Origin of the sequence: Proteus vulgaris, from assembly GCF_023100685.1 — a bacterium.
Lineage (GTDB): Bacteria > Pseudomonadota > Gammaproteobacteria > Enterobacterales > Enterobacteriaceae > Proteus.
The window spans coordinates 470,996-488,594 of the sequence record NZ_CP090064.1; the positions used below are offsets into that span (position 1 = coordinate 470,996).

At 36.2% G+C, this 17,599-nt stretch carries 15 protein-coding genes; 12 read left to right on the forward strand and 3 right to left on the reverse strand.

What is annotated here, in order from left to right; genetic code table 11:
- Positions 1-345: 345 nt before the first annotated feature.
- The 4 genes from ycaC (at position 346) to LW139_RS02355 (ending at position 4,156) form a co-directional block, all read left to right on the forward strand.
- On the forward strand, positions 346-969 hold the full coding sequence (ycaC, locus tag LW139_RS02340) for an isochorismate family cysteine hydrolase YcaC (RefSeq protein WP_166539719.1): 624 nt from the start codon (positions 346-348) through the stop codon (positions 967-969).
- Positions 970-1,096: 127 nt separating this feature from the next.
- The gene (locus LW139_RS02345) at positions 1,097-2,293 is read left to right on the forward strand and encodes a lactate oxidase (protein WP_247850576.1); all 1,197 of its coding nucleotides are present in this window, start codon (positions 1,097-1,099) and stop codon (positions 2,291-2,293) included.
- Between the two features lie 193 nt (positions 2,294-2,486).
- Positions 2,487-3,590 carry a hypothetical protein gene (locus tag LW139_RS02350; RefSeq protein ID WP_227336363.1) on the forward strand — a complete coding sequence of 368 codons (1,104 nt, stop codon included), beginning with the start codon at positions 2,487-2,489 and terminating at the stop codon, positions 3,588-3,590.
- Complete coding sequence (locus LW139_RS02355) at positions 3,581-4,156, forward strand: tetratricopeptide repeat protein (RefSeq protein WP_109409200.1); 576 nt, start codon at positions 3,581-3,583, stop codon at positions 4,154-4,156. Before LW139_RS02350 ends, LW139_RS02355 begins: the two co-directional genes overlap by 10 nt.
- Before the next feature lie 113 nt (positions 4,157-4,269).
- On the opposite strand, the gene eptB is transcribed toward LW139_RS02355, so the two are convergent.
- Positions 4,270-5,961, reverse strand: coding sequence for a kdo(2)-lipid A phosphoethanolamine 7''-transferase (gene eptB, locus LW139_RS02360; protein ID WP_166539722.1), 1,692 nt, complete (start codon positions 5,959-5,961; stop codon positions 4,270-4,272).
- A 529-nt stretch (positions 5,962-6,490) separates the two neighbouring features.
- Here eptB and fdhF point away from each other — a divergent pair.
- The 4 genes from fdhF to LW139_RS02380 all read left to right on the forward strand — a co-directional run bounded on the left by fdhF (position 6,491) and on the right by LW139_RS02380 (position 12,773).
- Entirely contained in the window at positions 6,491-8,635 is a 2,145-nt protein-coding gene (fdhF, locus tag LW139_RS02365) for a formate dehydrogenase subunit alpha (RefSeq protein WP_109409202.1), read from the forward strand.
- A gap of 298 nt (positions 8,636-8,933) precedes the next feature.
- A complete protein-coding gene (locus LW139_RS02370) occupies positions 8,934-10,511 on the forward strand; it encodes a PTS transporter subunit EIIC (protein ID WP_166539723.1) in 1,578 nt (525 codons plus the stop codon).
- Between the two features lie 14 nt (positions 10,512-10,525).
- On the forward strand, positions 10,526-11,887 hold the full coding sequence (locus tag LW139_RS02375; protein ID WP_247850577.1) for a 6-phospho-alpha-glucosidase: 1,362 nt from the start codon (positions 10,526-10,528) through the stop codon (positions 11,885-11,887).
- 109 nt (positions 11,888-11,996) lie between these two features.
- Positions 11,997-12,773 carry a MurR/RpiR family transcriptional regulator gene (locus tag LW139_RS02380; protein ID WP_247850578.1) on the forward strand — a complete coding sequence of 259 codons (777 nt, stop codon included), beginning with the start codon at positions 11,997-11,999 and terminating at the stop codon, positions 12,771-12,773.
- A gap of 22 nt (positions 12,774-12,795) precedes the next feature.
- Here the strand turns inward: LW139_RS02380 and LW139_RS02385 are convergent, their stop codons facing one another.
- Both LW139_RS02385 and LW139_RS02390 read right to left on the reverse strand, forming a co-directional pair.
- Positions 12,796-13,683 carry a 2OG-Fe dioxygenase family protein gene (locus LW139_RS02385; protein ID WP_247850579.1) on the reverse strand — a complete coding sequence of 296 codons (888 nt, stop codon included), beginning with the start codon at positions 13,681-13,683 and terminating at the stop codon, positions 12,796-12,798.
- A gap of 171 nt (positions 13,684-13,854) precedes the next feature.
- Positions 13,855-15,468 (reverse strand): sigma 54-interacting transcriptional regulator, encoded by a 1,614-nt coding sequence (locus LW139_RS02390; RefSeq protein WP_109409207.1) that lies wholly within the window; start codon positions 15,466-15,468, stop codon positions 13,855-13,857.
- Between the two features lie 404 nt (positions 15,469-15,872).
- Here LW139_RS02390 and hydN point away from each other — a divergent pair, with 404 nt between their 5' ends.
- The 4 genes from hydN to sugE all read left to right on the forward strand — a co-directional run bounded on the left by hydN (position 15,873) and on the right by sugE (position 17,588).
- Positions 15,873-16,430: an electron transport protein HydN gene (gene hydN / locus LW139_RS02395; RefSeq protein WP_109409208.1), complete on the forward strand. Its 558-nt coding sequence runs from the start codon at positions 15,873-15,875 to the stop codon at positions 16,428-16,430.
- 72 nt (positions 16,431-16,502) lie between these two features.
- Entirely contained in the window at positions 16,503-16,844 is a 342-nt protein-coding gene (hypA, locus tag LW139_RS02400; protein ID WP_109409209.1) for a hydrogenase maturation nickel metallochaperone HypA, read from the forward strand.
- A gap of 8 nt (positions 16,845-16,852) precedes the next feature.
- Positions 16,853-17,143 (forward strand): hydrogenase maturation factor HybG, encoded by a 291-nt coding sequence (gene hybG, locus LW139_RS02405; protein ID WP_036933156.1) that lies wholly within the window; start codon positions 16,853-16,855, stop codon positions 17,141-17,143.
- 130 nt (positions 17,144-17,273) lie between these two features.
- Positions 17,274-17,588: a quaternary ammonium compound efflux SMR transporter SugE gene (sugE, locus tag LW139_RS02410; protein ID WP_072069833.1), complete on the forward strand. Its 315-nt coding sequence runs from the start codon at positions 17,274-17,276 to the stop codon at positions 17,586-17,588.
- Positions 17,589-17,599: the final 11 nt, after the last annotated feature.

A 17,599-nucleotide genomic window follows, 5' to 3' on the forward strand; every position in this document is an offset into this window, starting at 1 on the left:
ACCTTTTAGTTGCGCTTATCTCACCCCCGCCCGCGGGGGTTTTTTTATCTCTTTTTCCAGCCCTAAAACATCAACAAAAATTTTGAATGGTTAAAACAATAATCTTTAGATTCATTTAAGAATGATTACACTTATAATTCTTTTCAACGAAACGAATAAATTTATATAAACCAATAATCAGTTAATTAAATATCGTGATATTTAATTATATTTAAAGTTTACAATCGATTATTTATTAATAATAAATAAATTAAAATGTAAATTTAAAGGGTCTGAGTATTGTCATGTAAATTTGGCGCTATTATTTAATTGAGCCTTAACTCTATTATACTATCGGAGATTATTATGAGCTTTACATATCATCGTATTGATAAAAATAATGCTGCAGTTCTGTTGGTAGACCATCAAGCTGGATTACTCTCTTTAGTAAGAGATATCGAGCCTGATAAATTCAATAATAATGTATTAGCATTAGCTAATGCCGCTAAATACTTTAATTTACCTACCATTTTGACCACCTCATTTGAAGATGGCCCTAATGGCCCTCTAATGCCTCAACTTGTTGAGATGTTCCCGGAAGCTCCTTATATCGCCCGCCCTGGACAAATTAATGCATGGGATAATGAAGACTTTGTAAAAGCAGTTAAAGCGACAGGTAAAAAACAACTAATTATTGCGGGTGTTGTGACTGAGGTTTGTGTTGCATTCCCTGCATTATCAGCACTTGAAGAAGGTTTTGAAGTGTTTGTTGTCACTGATGCTTCAGGGACTTTCAATGCTATTGCTCGTGACTCTGCGTGGGATAGAATGTCAAAAGCAGGGGCACAATTAATTAACTGGTTTGGTTTAGCTTGTGAGTTACACCGTGATTGGCGTAATGATGTTGAAGGATTAGGTGCGCTCTTTGCTAACCATATTCCAGACTATCGTAATCTTATGACAAGCTATAATACTTTAACAAAAAAGTAAGTGATTAATTTAAGTTTTTCCTAAAAATAGGGCTTATATTATTTTTCAGTAAATATAACTTAATGAAAATTAAAATTTATTAAATTATAAATATAATCCCATGATTAAATTAATAAATGGATCAGAAATGAAAAATAAATTATTAAAAACAACCGCTATTGCGATGGCATTAAGCGTGGGCGTTGCACAAGCCGCTGAATATAAAGCAAGTACAGCAGAAGGCCCAATTAAAATAGTTAACCTAAAAGTGATGGAAGCACAAGTTCAGGCGAATATGGAAAAAGGGGCTTTCGGTTATATTCGAGGTGGTGCTGAAGACGAAAATAATTTACGTTCAAATACAACGGCATTTGATAAAAAATATATTATGCCTCGTTCATTACAAGGTATCGAATTTTCTGACTTAGATTTAAAAACAGAATTTTTGGGTATTAAATTAGATACGCCTATTATTCAGGCACCGATGGCAGCTCAAGGGCTTGCACATCAACAAGGCGAAGTCGCCACAGCAAAAGGTATGGCAAAAGCAGGCTCTATTTTTTCATTAAGTACTTATGGTAATAAAACTATTAAAGAAGTGGCAGATGCTCAACCGGGTTATCCTTTCTTTTTCCAGTTGTATATGAGTAAAAATGATGCCTTTAACGAGTATATTTTATCTCAAGCAAAACAGTATGGCGCTAAAGGTATCATTATGACTATCGACTCATCAGTGGGTGGTTATCGTGAAGATGACGTGAAAAATAATTTCCAATTTCCATTAGGTTTTGCCAACTTAGAAGCGTTTGCAAAAATCAGTGATGACAAATCGAAAACAGGTAAAGGTGCGGGTATTAGCGAAATTTATGCTCAAGCTAAACAAGCCTTCACACCCGCAGATATTCAGTATGTGAAAAAAATGTCTGGCTTACCTGTGATTGTAAAAGGTATCGAATCACCTGAAGACGCAGATACGGCAATTAAAGCGGGTGCAGATGCGATTTGGGTTTCTAACCACGGTGGACGTCAATTAGACAGCGCACCAGCCACTATTGATGTATTACCAGCGATTGCAAAAGTGGTAAATAAACGTGTTCCTATCGTTTTTGATAGTGGTGTACGTCGTGGCTCACATGTCTTTAAAGCATTAGCCAGTGGTGCAGATGTTGTCGCTGTTGGTCGTCCAATTCTTTATGGATTAAATTTAGGGGGCGCTGAAGGTGTAAATTCAGTTATCCAACATTTAAATAAAGAATTAAAAATTAATATGATGTTAGGTGGGGCGAAAACAGTAAAAGATATTCAAGCCACTCCACTTTATACCGATGCCAGTTTTAATCAATAATTAAATGTAATTTAGATAATTAAAAGCCGCACTTAAGTTAAATATTAAGTGCGGTTTAATTTTCTATTTAAAATTATAACTTAAGATAATATAACAGTATTTTTAATAAATTTAATAACTTTTATTTTTTTTGACTTTTATATAAAAGAGAATTAGTTTTACAGGATTATTTTATAATCAAGGAAAGTTATTAATGGATAATGTAGGACAAGATTTTGGCCTTATAGAACGTGATGAAATAAAAAATAAACATTACCCAATTGTGGATACTATAAAAGTAAATATTGCTCCTTCTGGTACTTTATATACAGATATTAACAATCAAACAAGTAAGTCTTCATTTGGGCATGTCTGGGTGGAATTTAGGGGCGAATCAATAGGTTGGGGTCTTGGTGACACTAAAATGGAAGGCGGCGCTGATAATCTAACGTTTCATGATTCTAAAGGATATGACTCTAATAAAGTGACAAGTATGACGTTTCCATTATATTCACCAGAAATATCTGACCGTATTAGCAATGCTATTGAGCAAATGAAAAATGGAAGTTATCAGCATTTCCCGAGTAGCTATAATTTACTAACTAATAATTGCATTGATTTTGTAAACCATTTATTGGCTTTAACGGAAAATGGTGAGAATAATCCTGACTATATATTGCAGCTAATGGGAGATACACCAAATAAAATTATTGAAAAAATAGAAGAGTATATTCTGGAGCAGCAAGAAGCTGAAACTCCATTAGTTATTGCATTAACAGAGAGTGGGATTTTTACATTACCTGATGATGATAGTATTCATTTTGATCATAATAATGATGAAGTAAAAGAATCGACAGGATGGATAGATAATAATAGTGCATTCCTTGTATTTGATAAAAATAAAAATGGTGTTATAGATAATGGGAATGAAATGTTTGGTAATAATACTTCTAATATATCAGAGGGCTATGCAAAACACGGGTTTGAAGCATTATCTCAATATGATAGCAATCAAGATAATAGAATTGATAAGAGCGATATAATCTGGTCTTCTTTAAATCTATGGATAGATAAAAATATTGATGGAAAAACAGATGCTGATGAATTGATTAAGATTGAGTGCTCAGGCATAGAATCAATAAATTTAAATTATAAGAAAAATGGCGTTATAGATGAAAATGGAAATCAATTTTTATTAACAAGCGATGTTGTATGGAATGATGGCCATCATACTGAAATTTCAGATATTGTATTTAATACCCATTTTTCTTCCCAACAAAATAATACTTTACCTAATAATGGTGACTTATGGCTATAAAAAATAGATGGAGCCAAATCATTTTTTTTAGTATGGCAATTATGTTAAGTGGAAAAATAATGGCTAATATTCTTGTACCAGATAAAGTTTATTTACATGATCCCGATTTTTTATCATCATTTAGTCTTGATATGCCAAATACAGCAGATGAATTTTATGATTTGATAAAACTTGCAGATAATGGAAATAGCGATGCTAATTGGATGGTTGCTACAATCTATGATCAAAGTAATAACGGCTTGGAGGCTGAAAAATATTATCAACGTTCTATTGATAGAAAAGATAATTATTTAGGCCAATCTGCTGTAAATCTAGGCTATATATATGATAAAGCTAATAATATTGAAAAGGCTATGACCCTTTTCCAATTTGCTGGTGATGCAGGATATAGCAATGGATACAAAGCATTGGCAACTGAATATTTTTTAGGTCATTCAATTCCATTAGATTTTGCTAAAGCGAAAGTTTTTTATAAAAAAGCGGCTGATTTAGGTTGTATAGAGTGTCAAGATTATATTAAAAATTGGGATGATACAGTTAAGTTGAGATTAAAAGATTTGGAATAAAATAGAATTCAATTTAATTAAATAATAAAACCCACGCTCAATATTGAACGTGGGTTTTTTCTATCAATTTATTTTTTCTATCAACTTAAAAGAATATTGTTAGTTTAAAAAAATTATTCTTGGGTTGATGGTGTATCACCAAAACAGAGGTTATTTTGATTATTAATGCCACCATCAGGTGATGAATAACCCAAGCAACCTAACATTGAATCAAAAATATTATGGTGATAGAACGTGCGCTGTGTATCTTGATTACGTTTTAGGTTATCAAATAACTGTTTATTTTGAGGTTCTGCTAAATAGCTATCTGACATCCACACTAAGAAAGGAACTCTAAATTGTTCCGGTGGAGCAATTTCTTTTGGTGTGCCGTGTAAGCCACCTTTTTCTGAAATAGATTCACCGTGATCGGAGGTATAAAACACAATGGCTTTTTTATCGCGTAATGTGTTGAGTATACCATCAATAAAATAGTCGGTATAAAGAATAGAGTTATCATAAGCATTCACTAACTGCTCTTTAGTACACTCATCATCCACATTTAAACATTCAGGTTGATATTTTTTGAATGATTCAGGGTAACGCTGTGAGTACATAAAATGAGAGCCTTTAGTATGTAAAATCACTAAATGATTTCCCTTTGGATGCTGAGAAACCGCATTTGCTGTTTCAGCAATTAATAAGGTGTCATCAAGCTCTTTACCAAAATTGCTATTTTTTGCTGTCATCATCTCTTTCATGGCGTAGTTATTTAAATCAAGCTTATTGTAAAACCACAATTCACTTTGCATTGAAAAGAGTTCTGATGTCATACCTAGTTGTTTTAGAACTGAGAAAATATTGTTCTCTTTTAATGTCCGTTGGTCGTTACTTTCTGTTCCGTTTTCTCGTACAAACATACATTTTAAAGAGAGCTTTGTTGCGGTATCACAAGAAATACCTTTAAAGGCAACAAGGTTTTTTTCTTGGCTTAATAGAGGATTCGTTTGGCGTTCATACCCTAACAATCCCATATGATCCCATCTTGCTGTTTCACCGATAATAAAGACAACATACACATCTTCATTAGCCTTTGATGGTTGGTATGTGAAGTGTTCGGCAGGATCAAAAATATTTTGGCTATTAAACGTATCGTCATACTGCGTTATTGCATATTGAAATAATGGAATAATCCAATTTGTTGGTAAATATGCATAACTTAAGCCGCCACTATAACTTGGTAAATCCAAATTATTTTTTATTTCATAGGCTTTTTGTCTTGAATCGAGTGTTTTCAAATAGGCAAAAACAGCCAGTGCGATCACAAGCATTTTGGCCGTATTTTTTATCCAGATTTTTTTCTTTTGTTGAGTCGTGAGATTTTTCTCTGGTTTTTTACATAGCCAAATAAGCGCCAATGGCAAAATAGACAAGCCAATAATCCAAATAATTACATTTGGGCTAACCAGCTCTTTAGATAAATCGGTATCGGTGGTGAGTGTTGAAATGATAATACCGTATCCAATGACGACGTCATAAAAAGAAATATAGTAACTAGCGCAAACACTCACGACGAGAATAAAAGAGGCAATTATTTTAAAAAAGAGAGTGCCGAAGAAAGAGAGTAATCGTAATAAGAAGAAGGTGAAGGCAATATTAACGGCAATTTCACCTAGAATATATAATGCATCAATGAGGGGGTTGTTTGTATTCTGTGTGCCGTATCGGCCAATGTAAACGGAAAGATTAAGAAAAAAACCAAGGTAGACTGCTAAAAAAAGGGCAATATTTTCTTTCGAAAACCTTAAAAACTTTAATTTTTGCATGTTCAATTATTATCAAAATGTATGGTGTAGAGGTCTTTATGACCGCGATGTTGTTTTCAGGTTCAGTATTATGTGCTTTTTTTTATTGAAGTTTAAAAATTTTTTATTTGAATAACATTAATATCAAAATTATTAATTTTAAATAGTTTTAGTAGATAGAAATATTGGTAGAGATATTAGGAGATTGTCATCATTATATACGGTAAGACCTTGATAAAGGCAGATAAGAAGGCGTATTTGCTCAATTGTTATTTCTTATCAAATGAAAGATGTTCTTTCGCTATAAGTTCTTATGTATAACGTATATTGATGGAAACGAAAGTCGACATAAATATCGTCATTAGTGTCGATCACCCCCTGTTATTTTATTATTCATTATTTGCTTATTAGTTTATCAAATTTATTTTTCTTTATTTTTCATTGTATTACAAAAAGCTAAAAAAGCGTGCTTATTTGGCACACTCTCTGCATAGATAAAGGAGAGAATCAGGTAATAACCTGAAAGTTGATGAACACAGGAGCAATGTTGATGAAAAAAGTCATCACGGTCTGTCCGTATTGCGCCTCAGGATGCAAAATCTACCTGAAGGTGGAAAACGGTAAAATCATTGGCGCTGAAGGAGCCAATGGTTTAACAAACCAAGGTGAGCTGTGTCTGAAAGGGTATTATGGATGGGATTTTATCCATGATACTAAGATACTGACTCCACGTCTTAAAACACCTATGATCCGTCGTGAAAGAGGCGGAAAATTAGAATCGGTTTCTTGGGAAGAAGCGATTGAGTTTGCCAGTAGCAAACTGCTTGCTATCAAAGAGAAATACGGTGCTAAATCTATTATGACAACCGGTTCATCACGAGGTCCGGGTAACGAAGCTAACTTCGTGATGCAGAAATTTGCTCGTGCGGTTATCGGAAATAATAATATAGACTGCTGTGCTCGTGTCTGACACGGCCCTTCGGTTGCAGGTCTGCAGCGTTCGGTCGGTAATGGTGCTATGAGCAACTCAATCGTCGAGATTGAGGATACCAAATGTCTATTTGTCTTCGGTTATAACGCCGCAGACTCGCATCCTATTGTTGCTCGCCGTATTGTTAAGGCGAAAGAAAAGGGTGCCAAAATTATTGTATGTGACCCTCGTTACATCGAAACAGCACGTTTAGCCGATTTACACTTAGGCTTAAAAAATGGTTCTAACATTGCGCTATTAAATGCGATTGCACATGTGATTATTGAAGAAGGATTGCATGATAAATCCTTTATTGAAAATCACACTGAGCAATTTGAAGAATATTGCAAATTAGTTGAAAGCTATACACCTGAATCAGTTGAAGAAACGACAGGTTTAAGTGCTCAAATCATTCGTGAAGCTGCGCGTATGTACGCAAAAGCAGAAACAGCAACAATTCTTTGGGGAATGGGGGTAACTCAATTCTACCAAGGTGTTGAAACGGTCCGTTCACTGACTAGTTTGGCATTATTAACTGGTAATTTAGGTAAAAAATATGTCGGAGTTGGCCCTGTTCGCGGTCAAAATAACGTACAAGGCGCGTGTGATATGGGGGCATTACCTAACACACTACCGGGTTATCAATACGTTACCGATGAAAAAGCACGTGAGAAATTTGCTAAGTTCTGGGGCATTGAATCAATGCCTGATGAAGTGGGCTATGCGTTGAGTGAAGTTCCTCACAATATCGATCACGGCTTATTAAAAGCTCACTATGTAATGGGTGAAGATCCACTGCAAACTGAGCCTGATTTGGCAACCATCCGTAGAACCTTTGAAAAACTGGATCTTCTGATAGTCCAAGATATCTTTATGACCAAAACGGCAGCGATTGCTGACGTTATTTTCCCTGCAACATCATGGGGTGAGCATGAAGGTGTTTATACTGCGGCAGACCGTGGTTTCCAACGTTTCTATAAAGCGGTTGAACCTGTTGGTGATGTGAAAACAGACTGGCAAATTATCAGTCTGATGGCAACAGCAATGGGCTATCCAATGCATTACAACAATACCAAAGAAATTTGGGATGAGTTGCGTGAGTTATGCCCAATTTATTATGGTGCGACTTACGAAAAAATGGCGGACTTGGCTTATATTCAATGGCCTTGCCCAACAGAAGATAGCCCAGGTACACAATATCTGTACGATGGTGGTAACTTTGATACCCCTAATGGTAAAGGCCAATTCTTTACTTGTGAGTGGGCGCCACCAATTGACAAACTGTCTGATGAATTCCCAATGGTACTGGCAACAGTCCGTGAAGTTGGGCACTACTCTTGCCGTTCAATGACGGGTAACTGTAAAGCATTGGCGGCATTAGCTGATGAGCCAGGTTATGTTCAGTTAAACACTGAAGATGCCAAACAACTAGGAATTAAAGATCAAGAGCTAGTTTGGATACGCTCTCGTCAAGGTAAAGTAATTACGCGTGCTGCAGTCAGTGATAGACCGAATAAAGGCGCGGTATATATGACTTACCAATGGTGGATTGGTGCTTGTAACGAACTGGTTGCGGAAAACTTAAGCCCAATTACTAAAACACCTGAGTATAAATATTGTGCAGTATGTGTTGAGCCAATCAAGGAGCAGGCTCAGGCAGAACACTATGTGAAAACGGAATATAGCAATATTAAACGTCGTTTAAGAGAAGCCGCCGAGGGCTAATTTTATCTGATTAATATTGTTTTTCTGCCTTAAGACCGAGTTTATTGACCTTGTGTCAGTAAGCTCGGTTTTTTTATGATTTCTTATTGTCATCAGATCTTTTTTCTACAGCTTATCGTTAAAAACCCCTTTTTATCTGTCTGAATATTCACCATGCGTTGGCTCACAATAAAAAAAGTAACATGTTACTTTTAACGTAATCCGTTTCTAAATCAAGTGGATAAATTGCTTTTTATTTAAGGCCAGCGCAGGATGCTGTCATGGAAATGAGTGTAAGAAAACAACAACGAGATACCGTATGAAAAAACTCATTAATGCCCTACAAGCGTTTGGTAAATCCTTATATGGACCCGTCTTGATATTACCTATTGTTGGTTTATATATCGCTTTAGGTAACGTCTTTGGCAATGGCAATCTTGCGGAATATATTCCGTTTCTAAATCACCCGGTTATTCAAAGTATTGGACAATTACTCGCAAAATCATCTGTTGCTATTTTAGTCAATTTAGCGCTGATTTTTGCTGTGGGTATTCCTGTCGGCTTAGCAAAAAAAGATAAAGGTTATGCAGGATTAATTGGCTTAGTGGTGTTTGTTATTTTTACAAATGCTATGAATATTACGCTAACACTGCAAGGGAAGTTGGTTAGCACAGAAGAGATGCGAGCTGCAGGCCAAGGCATGGTATTAGGTGTTCAAGTCCTCGAGATGGGGGTATTTGCCGGTATTTTAACAGGTGCAATATCTGGGTGGCTTTATAACCGTTATTCAGGTCGTCAATTTAACGGCATTATGGCTATCTACTCTGGCCACTGCTTTGTCGCCATTATTGCTATTCCATTCACCATTGCACTCGCTGTTTTAATGTGTGAAATCTGGCCTTTTGCTCAGGCAGGTATTACTAAAATGGCACTTGTTATTCATGACTCTGGTGCTTTTGGTGCGCTGATTTATGGATTCTTAGAACGTATTCTTATCCCAACGGGATTACACCATTTAGTTTATACCCCATTCTTGTATACCGAACTAGGCGGTGTTGCTGATGTTTGTGGCACAACTTACCAAGGTGCAAGAAATATCTATTTTGCTGAAATGGCGTGCCCTGAAGTAAAACAACTCAGTAGCACTGTGATTTGGGATGCTCGTGGTATCGCTAAAATGTTCGGTTTAACGGCAGCGGCTGCTGCCATGATCTCTGTGGCCAAAAAAGAGAAAAAGCAGATGGCAAAGGCAATTTTAATTCCTGCGGCTGCAACTTCTTTCTTGTTAGGGGTGACAGAGCCTCTTGAGTTTTCCTTCCTCTTTGTTGCTCCTGTTTTGTTTTTGGTTCACGCCGTATTAACGGGTATTGGCATGATGTTGTTCTACCTATTAGGTGTTCATGCGATTGGTGCAAATGGTGTCATTGACTTCATTTTATATAACTTGCCGTTAGGCACTGAAAAATCAAATTGGCCTATGTATATCGTGGTGGGTTTGATTATGTCAGTTCTCTATTTCGTTATCTTTAGAACCTTGATTTTAAAACTCAATCTTAAAACCCCTGGTCGTGAAGATGATGATGAAGAGACGCGTTTATACAGCAAAGAAGACTATAAGAAAAAAACAGAAACAGTCACTAATCCTGAAGGAATAACTGAAAGTATTAATGAGTTAGGTGAAGAGATTATTGAAGGGCTAGGTGGGCGTGACAATATTGAAGTGGTTGATAATTGTTATACCCGCTTACGAGTCATTGTTAAAAATGTCGATGTAATTCATGAAGATATCTTGAAGAAAACCGGTGCTAAAGGCGTTGTGCGCCACGGTAATAATGTTCAAGTGGTTTATGGATTACATGTGAAAAAAATGCGTGAAGCGGTCGAAGCCGCACTTTAATAGGAGAAAGTAAGATGACGAAATCACCTTTTATCTTAAGTATTGCAGGCGGCGGAAGCACCTATACACCAGGAATTGTAAAAAGCTTAATGGTACGTTTAGAGGATTTTCCACTGAGTGAAATTCGTTTATACGACATTGATAAAGAGCGCCAAGATACGATTGCACCCGTGGTTGAAAAAGTGATCCGTGATCATAGCGATACCATTAAATTTACGGTGACGACAGATCCGGAAACTGCATTTGATGGTGCTCACTTTGTATTTGCCCAAATGCGTGTGGGTCAATACAAAATGCGTGAACAGGATGAAAAAATCCCATTACGTCATGGTGTTGTTGGGCAAGAAACCTGTGGGCCTGGAGGACTTGCTTACGGTTTACGTACTATTTTACCAATGGTTGAGCTAATTGATTTAGTTGAACAATATGCCTCTCCTAAAGCATGGATTGTAAACTATTCCAATCCAGCTGCGATTGTTGCTGAAGGTGTGCGTCGTCTACGCCCTAATGCTCGAGTATTGAATATCTGTGATATGCCTGTTGCGGCAATGCGTAATATGGCCGCTGTATTAAAAGTGGATCGTCATGATTTAGATGTGGATTATTTTGGCTTAAATCATTTTGGTTGGTTTACTTCTGTGCGTGTAAAAGGTGAAGAAAAACTGCCTGAATTACGTGAACATATCGCTAAATATGGTCTTTTAACAGAAGATGCAGCTCAAACTGATCCACAACACTCTGATCCATCATGGGTGAAAACGTGGCGTCATATTCAGCCATTAATGGAAGCATTCCCTGAATATATTCCAAACCCATATTTACAGTACTACTTGATGCCAAATTATATCGTGGAACATCAAGATCCTGACTACACTCGTGCAAACGAAGTGATGGATGGTCGTGAAAAACGCCTGTTTGAAGCTGCTCGAGAATATAAAGAGACGGGAATTTTACCCGATGCATTCCATGTTGGTGTTCATGGTGCCTTTATTGTTGATGTTGCTTGCTCTTTAGCTTTTGATTTACGTCAGCGCCACTTGGTGATTGTTGAAAATAAAGGCGCAATTTCTGATTTACCTTATGATGCGATGGTGGAAGTACCGGCTTATATCACGTCTCACGGCCCTGAACCTATTCGTATCGGCGATATTCCTCGTTTCCACCGTACTTTGTTAGAGCAACAACTGGCTTCAGAACAATTATTGGTGGAGGCAACCCTTGAAGGTAGCTACGAAAAAGCACTTGAGGCATTTACACTAAATAAAACGGTGCCAAGTGTGATCCACGCGAAGAAGATCCTTGATGATATGATCGAAGCAAATCGAGAATATTGGCCTGAATTACGTAAAGCTTATGTAAATGGTAAGCGTGTTTGATCTGAACACTTGCTGTTAACGAGTAATTGAATAAAAATGCTGTTCTATCACCAGAACAGCATTTTCCTTTTATGTTGGTAAGGACGATGTATCAATTAAGGTAACCGGTATGTCGGCACGATTATCATCTTTACTCTCAAGAGCAACAGAATTAACACGCGCAGAATATCGTATTCTCTCTTATTTAATTGATAACCCAACACAAGTTGGAAAACTTACGATCAGAGCGCTAGCACAAGCCAATTTTGTTTCGACAACGACCATTATGCGACTTTGCCAGAAATTAGGTTTTTCTGGTTATAGTGAGTTAGTTTATTACTGCAAACAATTGTTATCCACGGCTGAAAAATCCCATCAATTGAAAAGTAATGAAAACGAGGTAACAGAGCCTCTTTTTGATCAGTTTTTGGCGAATTATTTAAAAACCTTCACGTTAATTTCAGATGAGAAAAGACACGCTTTTGTTGATTTAATTAACAGCAAGAATTCATTTTTTATTTATGGGGCAGGGTTTTCTCATATATTCTCAGAATATATCAGTAAGCGATTACAGCTGATTGGTAAGGATGCATTTCTCTCAGGATTGAGTGACAGTAAGAATATCTTTATTAATAATGCTTCACGCTATACTGTTTTTATTGCGATATCTCGTAGTGGAGAGACTGAACAAGTGGTTGAAAAGGCGAGAATAGCAAAAAGTATTGGTATGAAGATTGTTGCATTTACTCGCGCAAGTGCCAATCCATTGGCTGAACTTGCTGATATTCATTTCCCCATTTATGACGATGCAGTGAATTATCATTGTGACACTATCGAAAGCTCGTCCTTTGAATCAAACCTAGTCTTAATTATTGATTTGTTACTTAGCCGAGCTCAACGATTTTAATTTATGTAATAACGATTTATGACTAAGCAACTGACTGATTTAAATAAAGAGTTAAGGGTAAATCAGGGTGTGCATTCATTGAGTCGAATTTATGTGATGGGTGAGTATCAACGGTGGGATAACGAGATAATAAAACCATAAAGTCTTGGTAAGCTTGATTTTTATTATCATGAGTAAAAATAGGTGTACCACTATGATTTAATTCATTATCTGCAATTAATAGAACATCAAGATATTGTGCATTATTGTGTTCATAAAGCACATTTTCAGGGTTAATTTCTTGCCAAGGTGTTCCTATAGCTTCTTGTGGTGAATGGATACGTAAAGCACCAGTATTATCCTTCACATTATGCTTATTCATCATAACAATCATAGTGTGGTCAACTCCATCCTTATGCACTCCTTCAATTGAAAGCTCGCTTAAAGAGTCTGGTTGAGCAATTAATCTTAAATGAAAAACAGTTGATATTGATTTTGGCGATTGTTGATCTGTTAAGTGACGAGGAGTAAATGTATTTCCTTGAATTAATAGCATTTTTAATTTTAACAAGGCTTGATAGGCTGTATTGCTCTGCCAGCGATCATCAAGTGCTCTAAAATGTCTTTGCGCACCACTGTCTTCACGAATAAATCCATCTTCTTCAGAGAGAACAAAAGGTTGATACTCTAATCTGGAGATAGTTTCTATGTCATTATCAAAAAGGTAGCGTCCTGTTCGAGAGTGACGAAACGAAAGAGTAGGATCTTGTGCTAAATAATCGCCGTATTCTATTAGTGTATTGATATCTTTTTCTTCAGCACCTAATTGCTTTATTAAGTTAATAACAACATTTTGGGGAATAAAAACATATTTGTTATTTTTGTATTCCTTTTTTATTTCATTAATTTTATTTATAAGCAGGCTATTCATATATAATATGCTCCATTGATGGTTTATATTATTAATAATTAATTAGAGAAATAATTGATAAAATGTAATCAACTAAATTATAGATAGAGATTAATAAGTTTCAAATTAATAAAAAAAGAGTGTAATTAATTACACTCTTCTTAAATAATTGAAGAAGAAATTACTTTGGAATTAAAGTATTTCCGGAATTGAAATACCAAGGCGTTGCATCCGTGATAATAACGTTGTTCGTTTTAATCCTAGTTTTAAAGCAGCACCTCTGGCTCCAGCAACAACACCATTGGTTTCTCTTAACGCTTGAATGATCCTTTCTCGCTCCTCATCATCACTTTCTGGCGCATTAGTTTGCATGCGCTTTTCAATGGATGAAGGTTGAGTCAGTACCTGTTTTAAACGAGAGGGCTTATTAATGTGAAGCTCTTTTAACTGAAGGTTTAATGTTGAACCACGGGTTAAAATAACCGCACGCTCAATAATATTTTCAAGCTCACGGACATTACCTGGCCATGGATAAAGAGTTAATTGTTCCAATGCATTTGCCGGAATACAATCTATTTTTCTATCCATTCTACGTGCAATTTTTTGTGTAAAATGTTTAACCAAAAGTGGAATATCTTCTGGTCGTTCTCTTAACGGCGGAATAATAATAGGAAAAACATTCAGACGATAATATAGATCTTCTCTAAATTCACCTTCATCAGTTAATTCATGAAGATCTTTATTGGTCGCCGCAATCAGCCTAACATCAACAGGAATAACTTTATTACCACCCAGTCTTTCTATTTCTCGCTCTTGAAGAACACGAAGTAGTTTGGGTTGTAATTCAATGGGCATATCACCAATTTCATCAAGAAATAGAGTGCTTTTATCCGCCATTTCAAATCGACCAATATGCGTATTGGTTGCACCCGTAAATGCCCCTTTGTCATGACCAAAAAGATCGCTTTCTAATAGGCCAGAAGGCACAGCAGCACAGTTCATCTTTATCATCGACTTACCTTTCCGCTGACTAAGGCGATGAATAGCTCGTGCAATTAATTCTTTACCTGTGCCTGTTTCACCTAAAATAAGTACAGTGCTATCACTTTGTGCCACTAATTCAATTTGTTCGAGCACATTATGCATGGCATCGCTTTGGTAAATAATCTCACTAAAGCATCCGTTTTTATCTATTTGCTCATTAAGCCAAATATTCTCATTCTTTAAACTGTCTTTTAGATGCGTTATTTCTTCATATGCAGCTGCGTTTTCAATAGCGATACCAATACGAGCTGCAATCTGTTGTAGCAATTGACAGGTATCGTCGGTAAAAACACTACCGACTTCATGTGCTAAAATTAATAAACCAAGTGGCTTATGATTAAAAGCTAGTGGCAATAACAAAGCCGTCTGCATATTTTGCTTAACTAGACGCTTAATCAAAACATCTTCTTGATCTTCATTATTAATATCAATTAAGACAGGTTTGTTTTGATTAATAATTTCTTCTGCTTTGTTATTCGCGCTACTAAACTTACGTTGTTGGCGAATGACTGATTTTCCAGTCTGATAACGGCTAGAATAAAGAATACCTTCATGACTATTTTGTGATGAAGTACGGCATAACATTAGACTAATATGATTCAGTCCAAAAAAACGATGTATTTCTTTAGAGACTTCAGAAATAAGACCATCCATGTCTAGATGAGCTAATACAGAGTTTGTGATATCAACCAATATGCGATATTGGTTACGCTCATTACGAAGGCTCTCCATAGTTTCAGCATTGTTACTGCTTAATTTCATGACACCACCGATTGCCCTAAAAAATTAGCTATATTGTAGTAGGTTTATAATAAATTTATATCAATGACTGAATCATTTTTGATCCAACCCGCTATTTTTGTATCTGTAATGAAACTTAAAAATATAAACTTATCAAATAGCTATATAATAAATTATATAGCGTTTTAATTTATCGTCAAAAATGTCGAATAATTTGACGAAGTGACTTATTTATTAATTAATAATCATTTTTATTTAAAGATTATTTAATTGAAAAATAAGGAATAGTTATATCAAAAATATATTGGCATGAACCGTGCTAGATTCATTCTATTGATACTCTAATTATTACTCTTAATTAGAATAACGCGTTGCATTTATCGCCATATATAACGGCTATATATAACAAAAAGCAGGAGAATATGATGAACCGTTTCATCATTGCAGACCCTAAAAAATGTATTGGTTGCCATACTTGTGAGGTAGCTTGTGTGGTTTCACATCAGCAAGCCGATCAAGATAACTTAGCCATTGAGCAAATTAGTGAGCAAAATTTTCAACCGCGAATTCATGTGGTTAAAGGATTTTCAATTAGTACAGCAGTTGTCTGTCACCAATGTGAAGATGCCCCTTGTGCAAATGTGTGCCCGAATGGTGCCATTATTCATAATAAAGATTATTACTATGTTGATCAGGATAAATGTATCGGCTGTAAAACCTGTGTGTTGGCTTGCCCTTATGGCACTATGGAGGTGGTTTCACGCCCAGTCATGCGCAAATTAACTGCGCTTAATACTATTGATGCATTTAAGGCCGAAGCTAATAAATGTGATTTATGCCATCACCGAGAAGCAGGGCCTGCATGTATTGAAGTTTGCCCAACGCATGCTTTAGTGTGTATCGATAGAGACGCACTCGAAGATATGGTGAAAGAGCGTCGTCGTAAAGCAGCTTTTGAAACCGGTGCTGAATTGTTGTTTTAAGATCAATAATAAAGCAACTATGTGCTGATACTATAGTTGCTATTATTTATCCTGCTTCAATAAGGTATCGACATGCATGAAATCACACTTTGCCAAAGTGCATTTGAGATAATAGATTCTCAGGCAAAATTAAATAATGCAAAAAAAGTAAAAAGTGTATGGATGGAAATTGGCGCATTATCTTGTGTTGAAGTGAGTGCGCTTGAGTTTTGTTTTGATATTGTTTGTAGAGACACTATTGCACAAGGCTGTGAATTACATATAGAAGTTATTCCTGCAAAAGCGTGGTGCTGGGATTGTCATCAAGTCGTGACGGTTTCAACGTTTAACGCGGGATGTCCTTCTTGTGGTAGCCAAAATATGCGTGTTGAAAATGATGATGCAATGCGAATAAAGCAAATAGAGATCGAATAGGGGTTGTTATGTGTCTTGGTATTCCAGGTCAGGTTGTTGAAGTAGGAAAAACAATCACTGAAAATGCAATGGTCGATGTTTGTGGTGTAAAACGTGAAGTGAATATTGCACTAGTCTGTGAGGGAGAGCCTCATACGATGATTGGAAAGTGGGTATTAGTACATGTGGGTTTTGCCATGAGTATCGTCAATGAAGAAGAAGCAAAAGAGACGCTGGATGCCTTGATGGCAATGGGAGAAGTAGAGGATGATGTCTCTGCTTTTCTTTATGGTGAAGAGGGCGCACCTAAAAAAAATTGAGTTAATTTTATGCTATTGCATGATTAATTTCTTTTTCTTATACTTAAACTTCATCTTTTAAAAGCTGGGACGACCCAGCTTTTTGTCTTTGTATTCAGGGGACGACCCCAATTTATCGATAGGGGACGTTATGTCTTGGATTATTCTTTTTGTTGCGGGTTTGTTGGAAATCGTTTGGGCTGTTGGCCTTAAATATACACACGGTTTTACACGCTTAACGCCAAGTATTATCACTATTAGTGCCATGGTTGTGAGCATGGGAATGTTGTCTTACGCCATGAAAGGCTTACCTGCGGGTACAGCTTACGCAATTTGGACCGGTATTGGTGCAGTGGGTACCGCGATCTTTGGTATTTTGGTTTTTGGTGAGTCTGCAAATATCTATCGTTTACTCAGTTTAGCTATGATTATTTTCGGTATTATTGGGCTGAAATTAGCGAGTTGATTATCATCAGT

Excerpts from the sequence above, each read along its gene's own strand:
- ycaC (WP_166539719.1), top strand. The coding sequence starts at position 346 with ATGAGCTTTACATATCATCGTATTGATAAAAATAATGCTGCAGTTCTG.
- LW139_RS02345 (WP_247850576.1), top strand. The coding sequence starts at position 1,097 with ATGAAAAATAAATTATTAAAAACAACCGCTATTGCGATGGCATTAAGC.
- LW139_RS02350 (WP_227336363.1), top strand. The coding sequence starts at position 2,487 with ATGGATAATGTAGGACAAGATTTTGGCCTTATAGAACGTGATGAAATA.
- LW139_RS02355 (WP_109409200.1), top strand. The coding sequence starts at position 3,581 with ATGGCTATAAAAAATAGATGGAGCCAAATCATTTTTTTTAGTATGGCA.
- eptB (WP_166539722.1), bottom strand. The coding sequence starts at position 5,961 with ATGCAAAAATTAAAGTTTTTAAGGTTTTCGAAAGAAAATATTGCCCTT.
- LW139_RS02370 (WP_166539723.1), top strand. The coding sequence starts at position 8,934 with ATGAAAAAACTCATTAATGCCCTACAAGCGTTTGGTAAATCCTTATAT.
- LW139_RS02375 (WP_247850577.1), top strand. The coding sequence starts at position 10,526 with ATGACGAAATCACCTTTTATCTTAAGTATTGCAGGCGGCGGAAGCACC.
- LW139_RS02380 (WP_247850578.1), top strand. The coding sequence starts at position 11,997 with ATGTCGGCACGATTATCATCTTTACTCTCAAGAGCAACAGAATTAACA.
- LW139_RS02385 (WP_247850579.1), bottom strand. The coding sequence starts at position 13,683 with ATGAATAGCCTGCTTATAAATAAAATTAATGAAATAAAAAAGGAATAC.
- LW139_RS02390 (WP_109409207.1), bottom strand. The coding sequence starts at position 15,468 with ATGAAATTAAGCAGTAACAATGCTGAAACTATGGAGAGCCTTCGTAAT.
- hydN (WP_109409208.1), top strand. The coding sequence starts at position 15,873 with ATGAACCGTTTCATCATTGCAGACCCTAAAAAATGTATTGGTTGCCAT.
- hypA (WP_109409209.1), top strand. The coding sequence starts at position 16,503 with ATGCATGAAATCACACTTTGCCAAAGTGCATTTGAGATAATAGATTCT.
- hybG (WP_036933156.1), top strand. The coding sequence starts at position 16,853 with ATGTGTCTTGGTATTCCAGGTCAGGTTGTTGAAGTAGGAAAAACAATC.
- sugE (WP_072069833.1), top strand. The coding sequence starts at position 17,274 with ATGTCTTGGATTATTCTTTTTGTTGCGGGTTTGTTGGAAATCGTTTGG.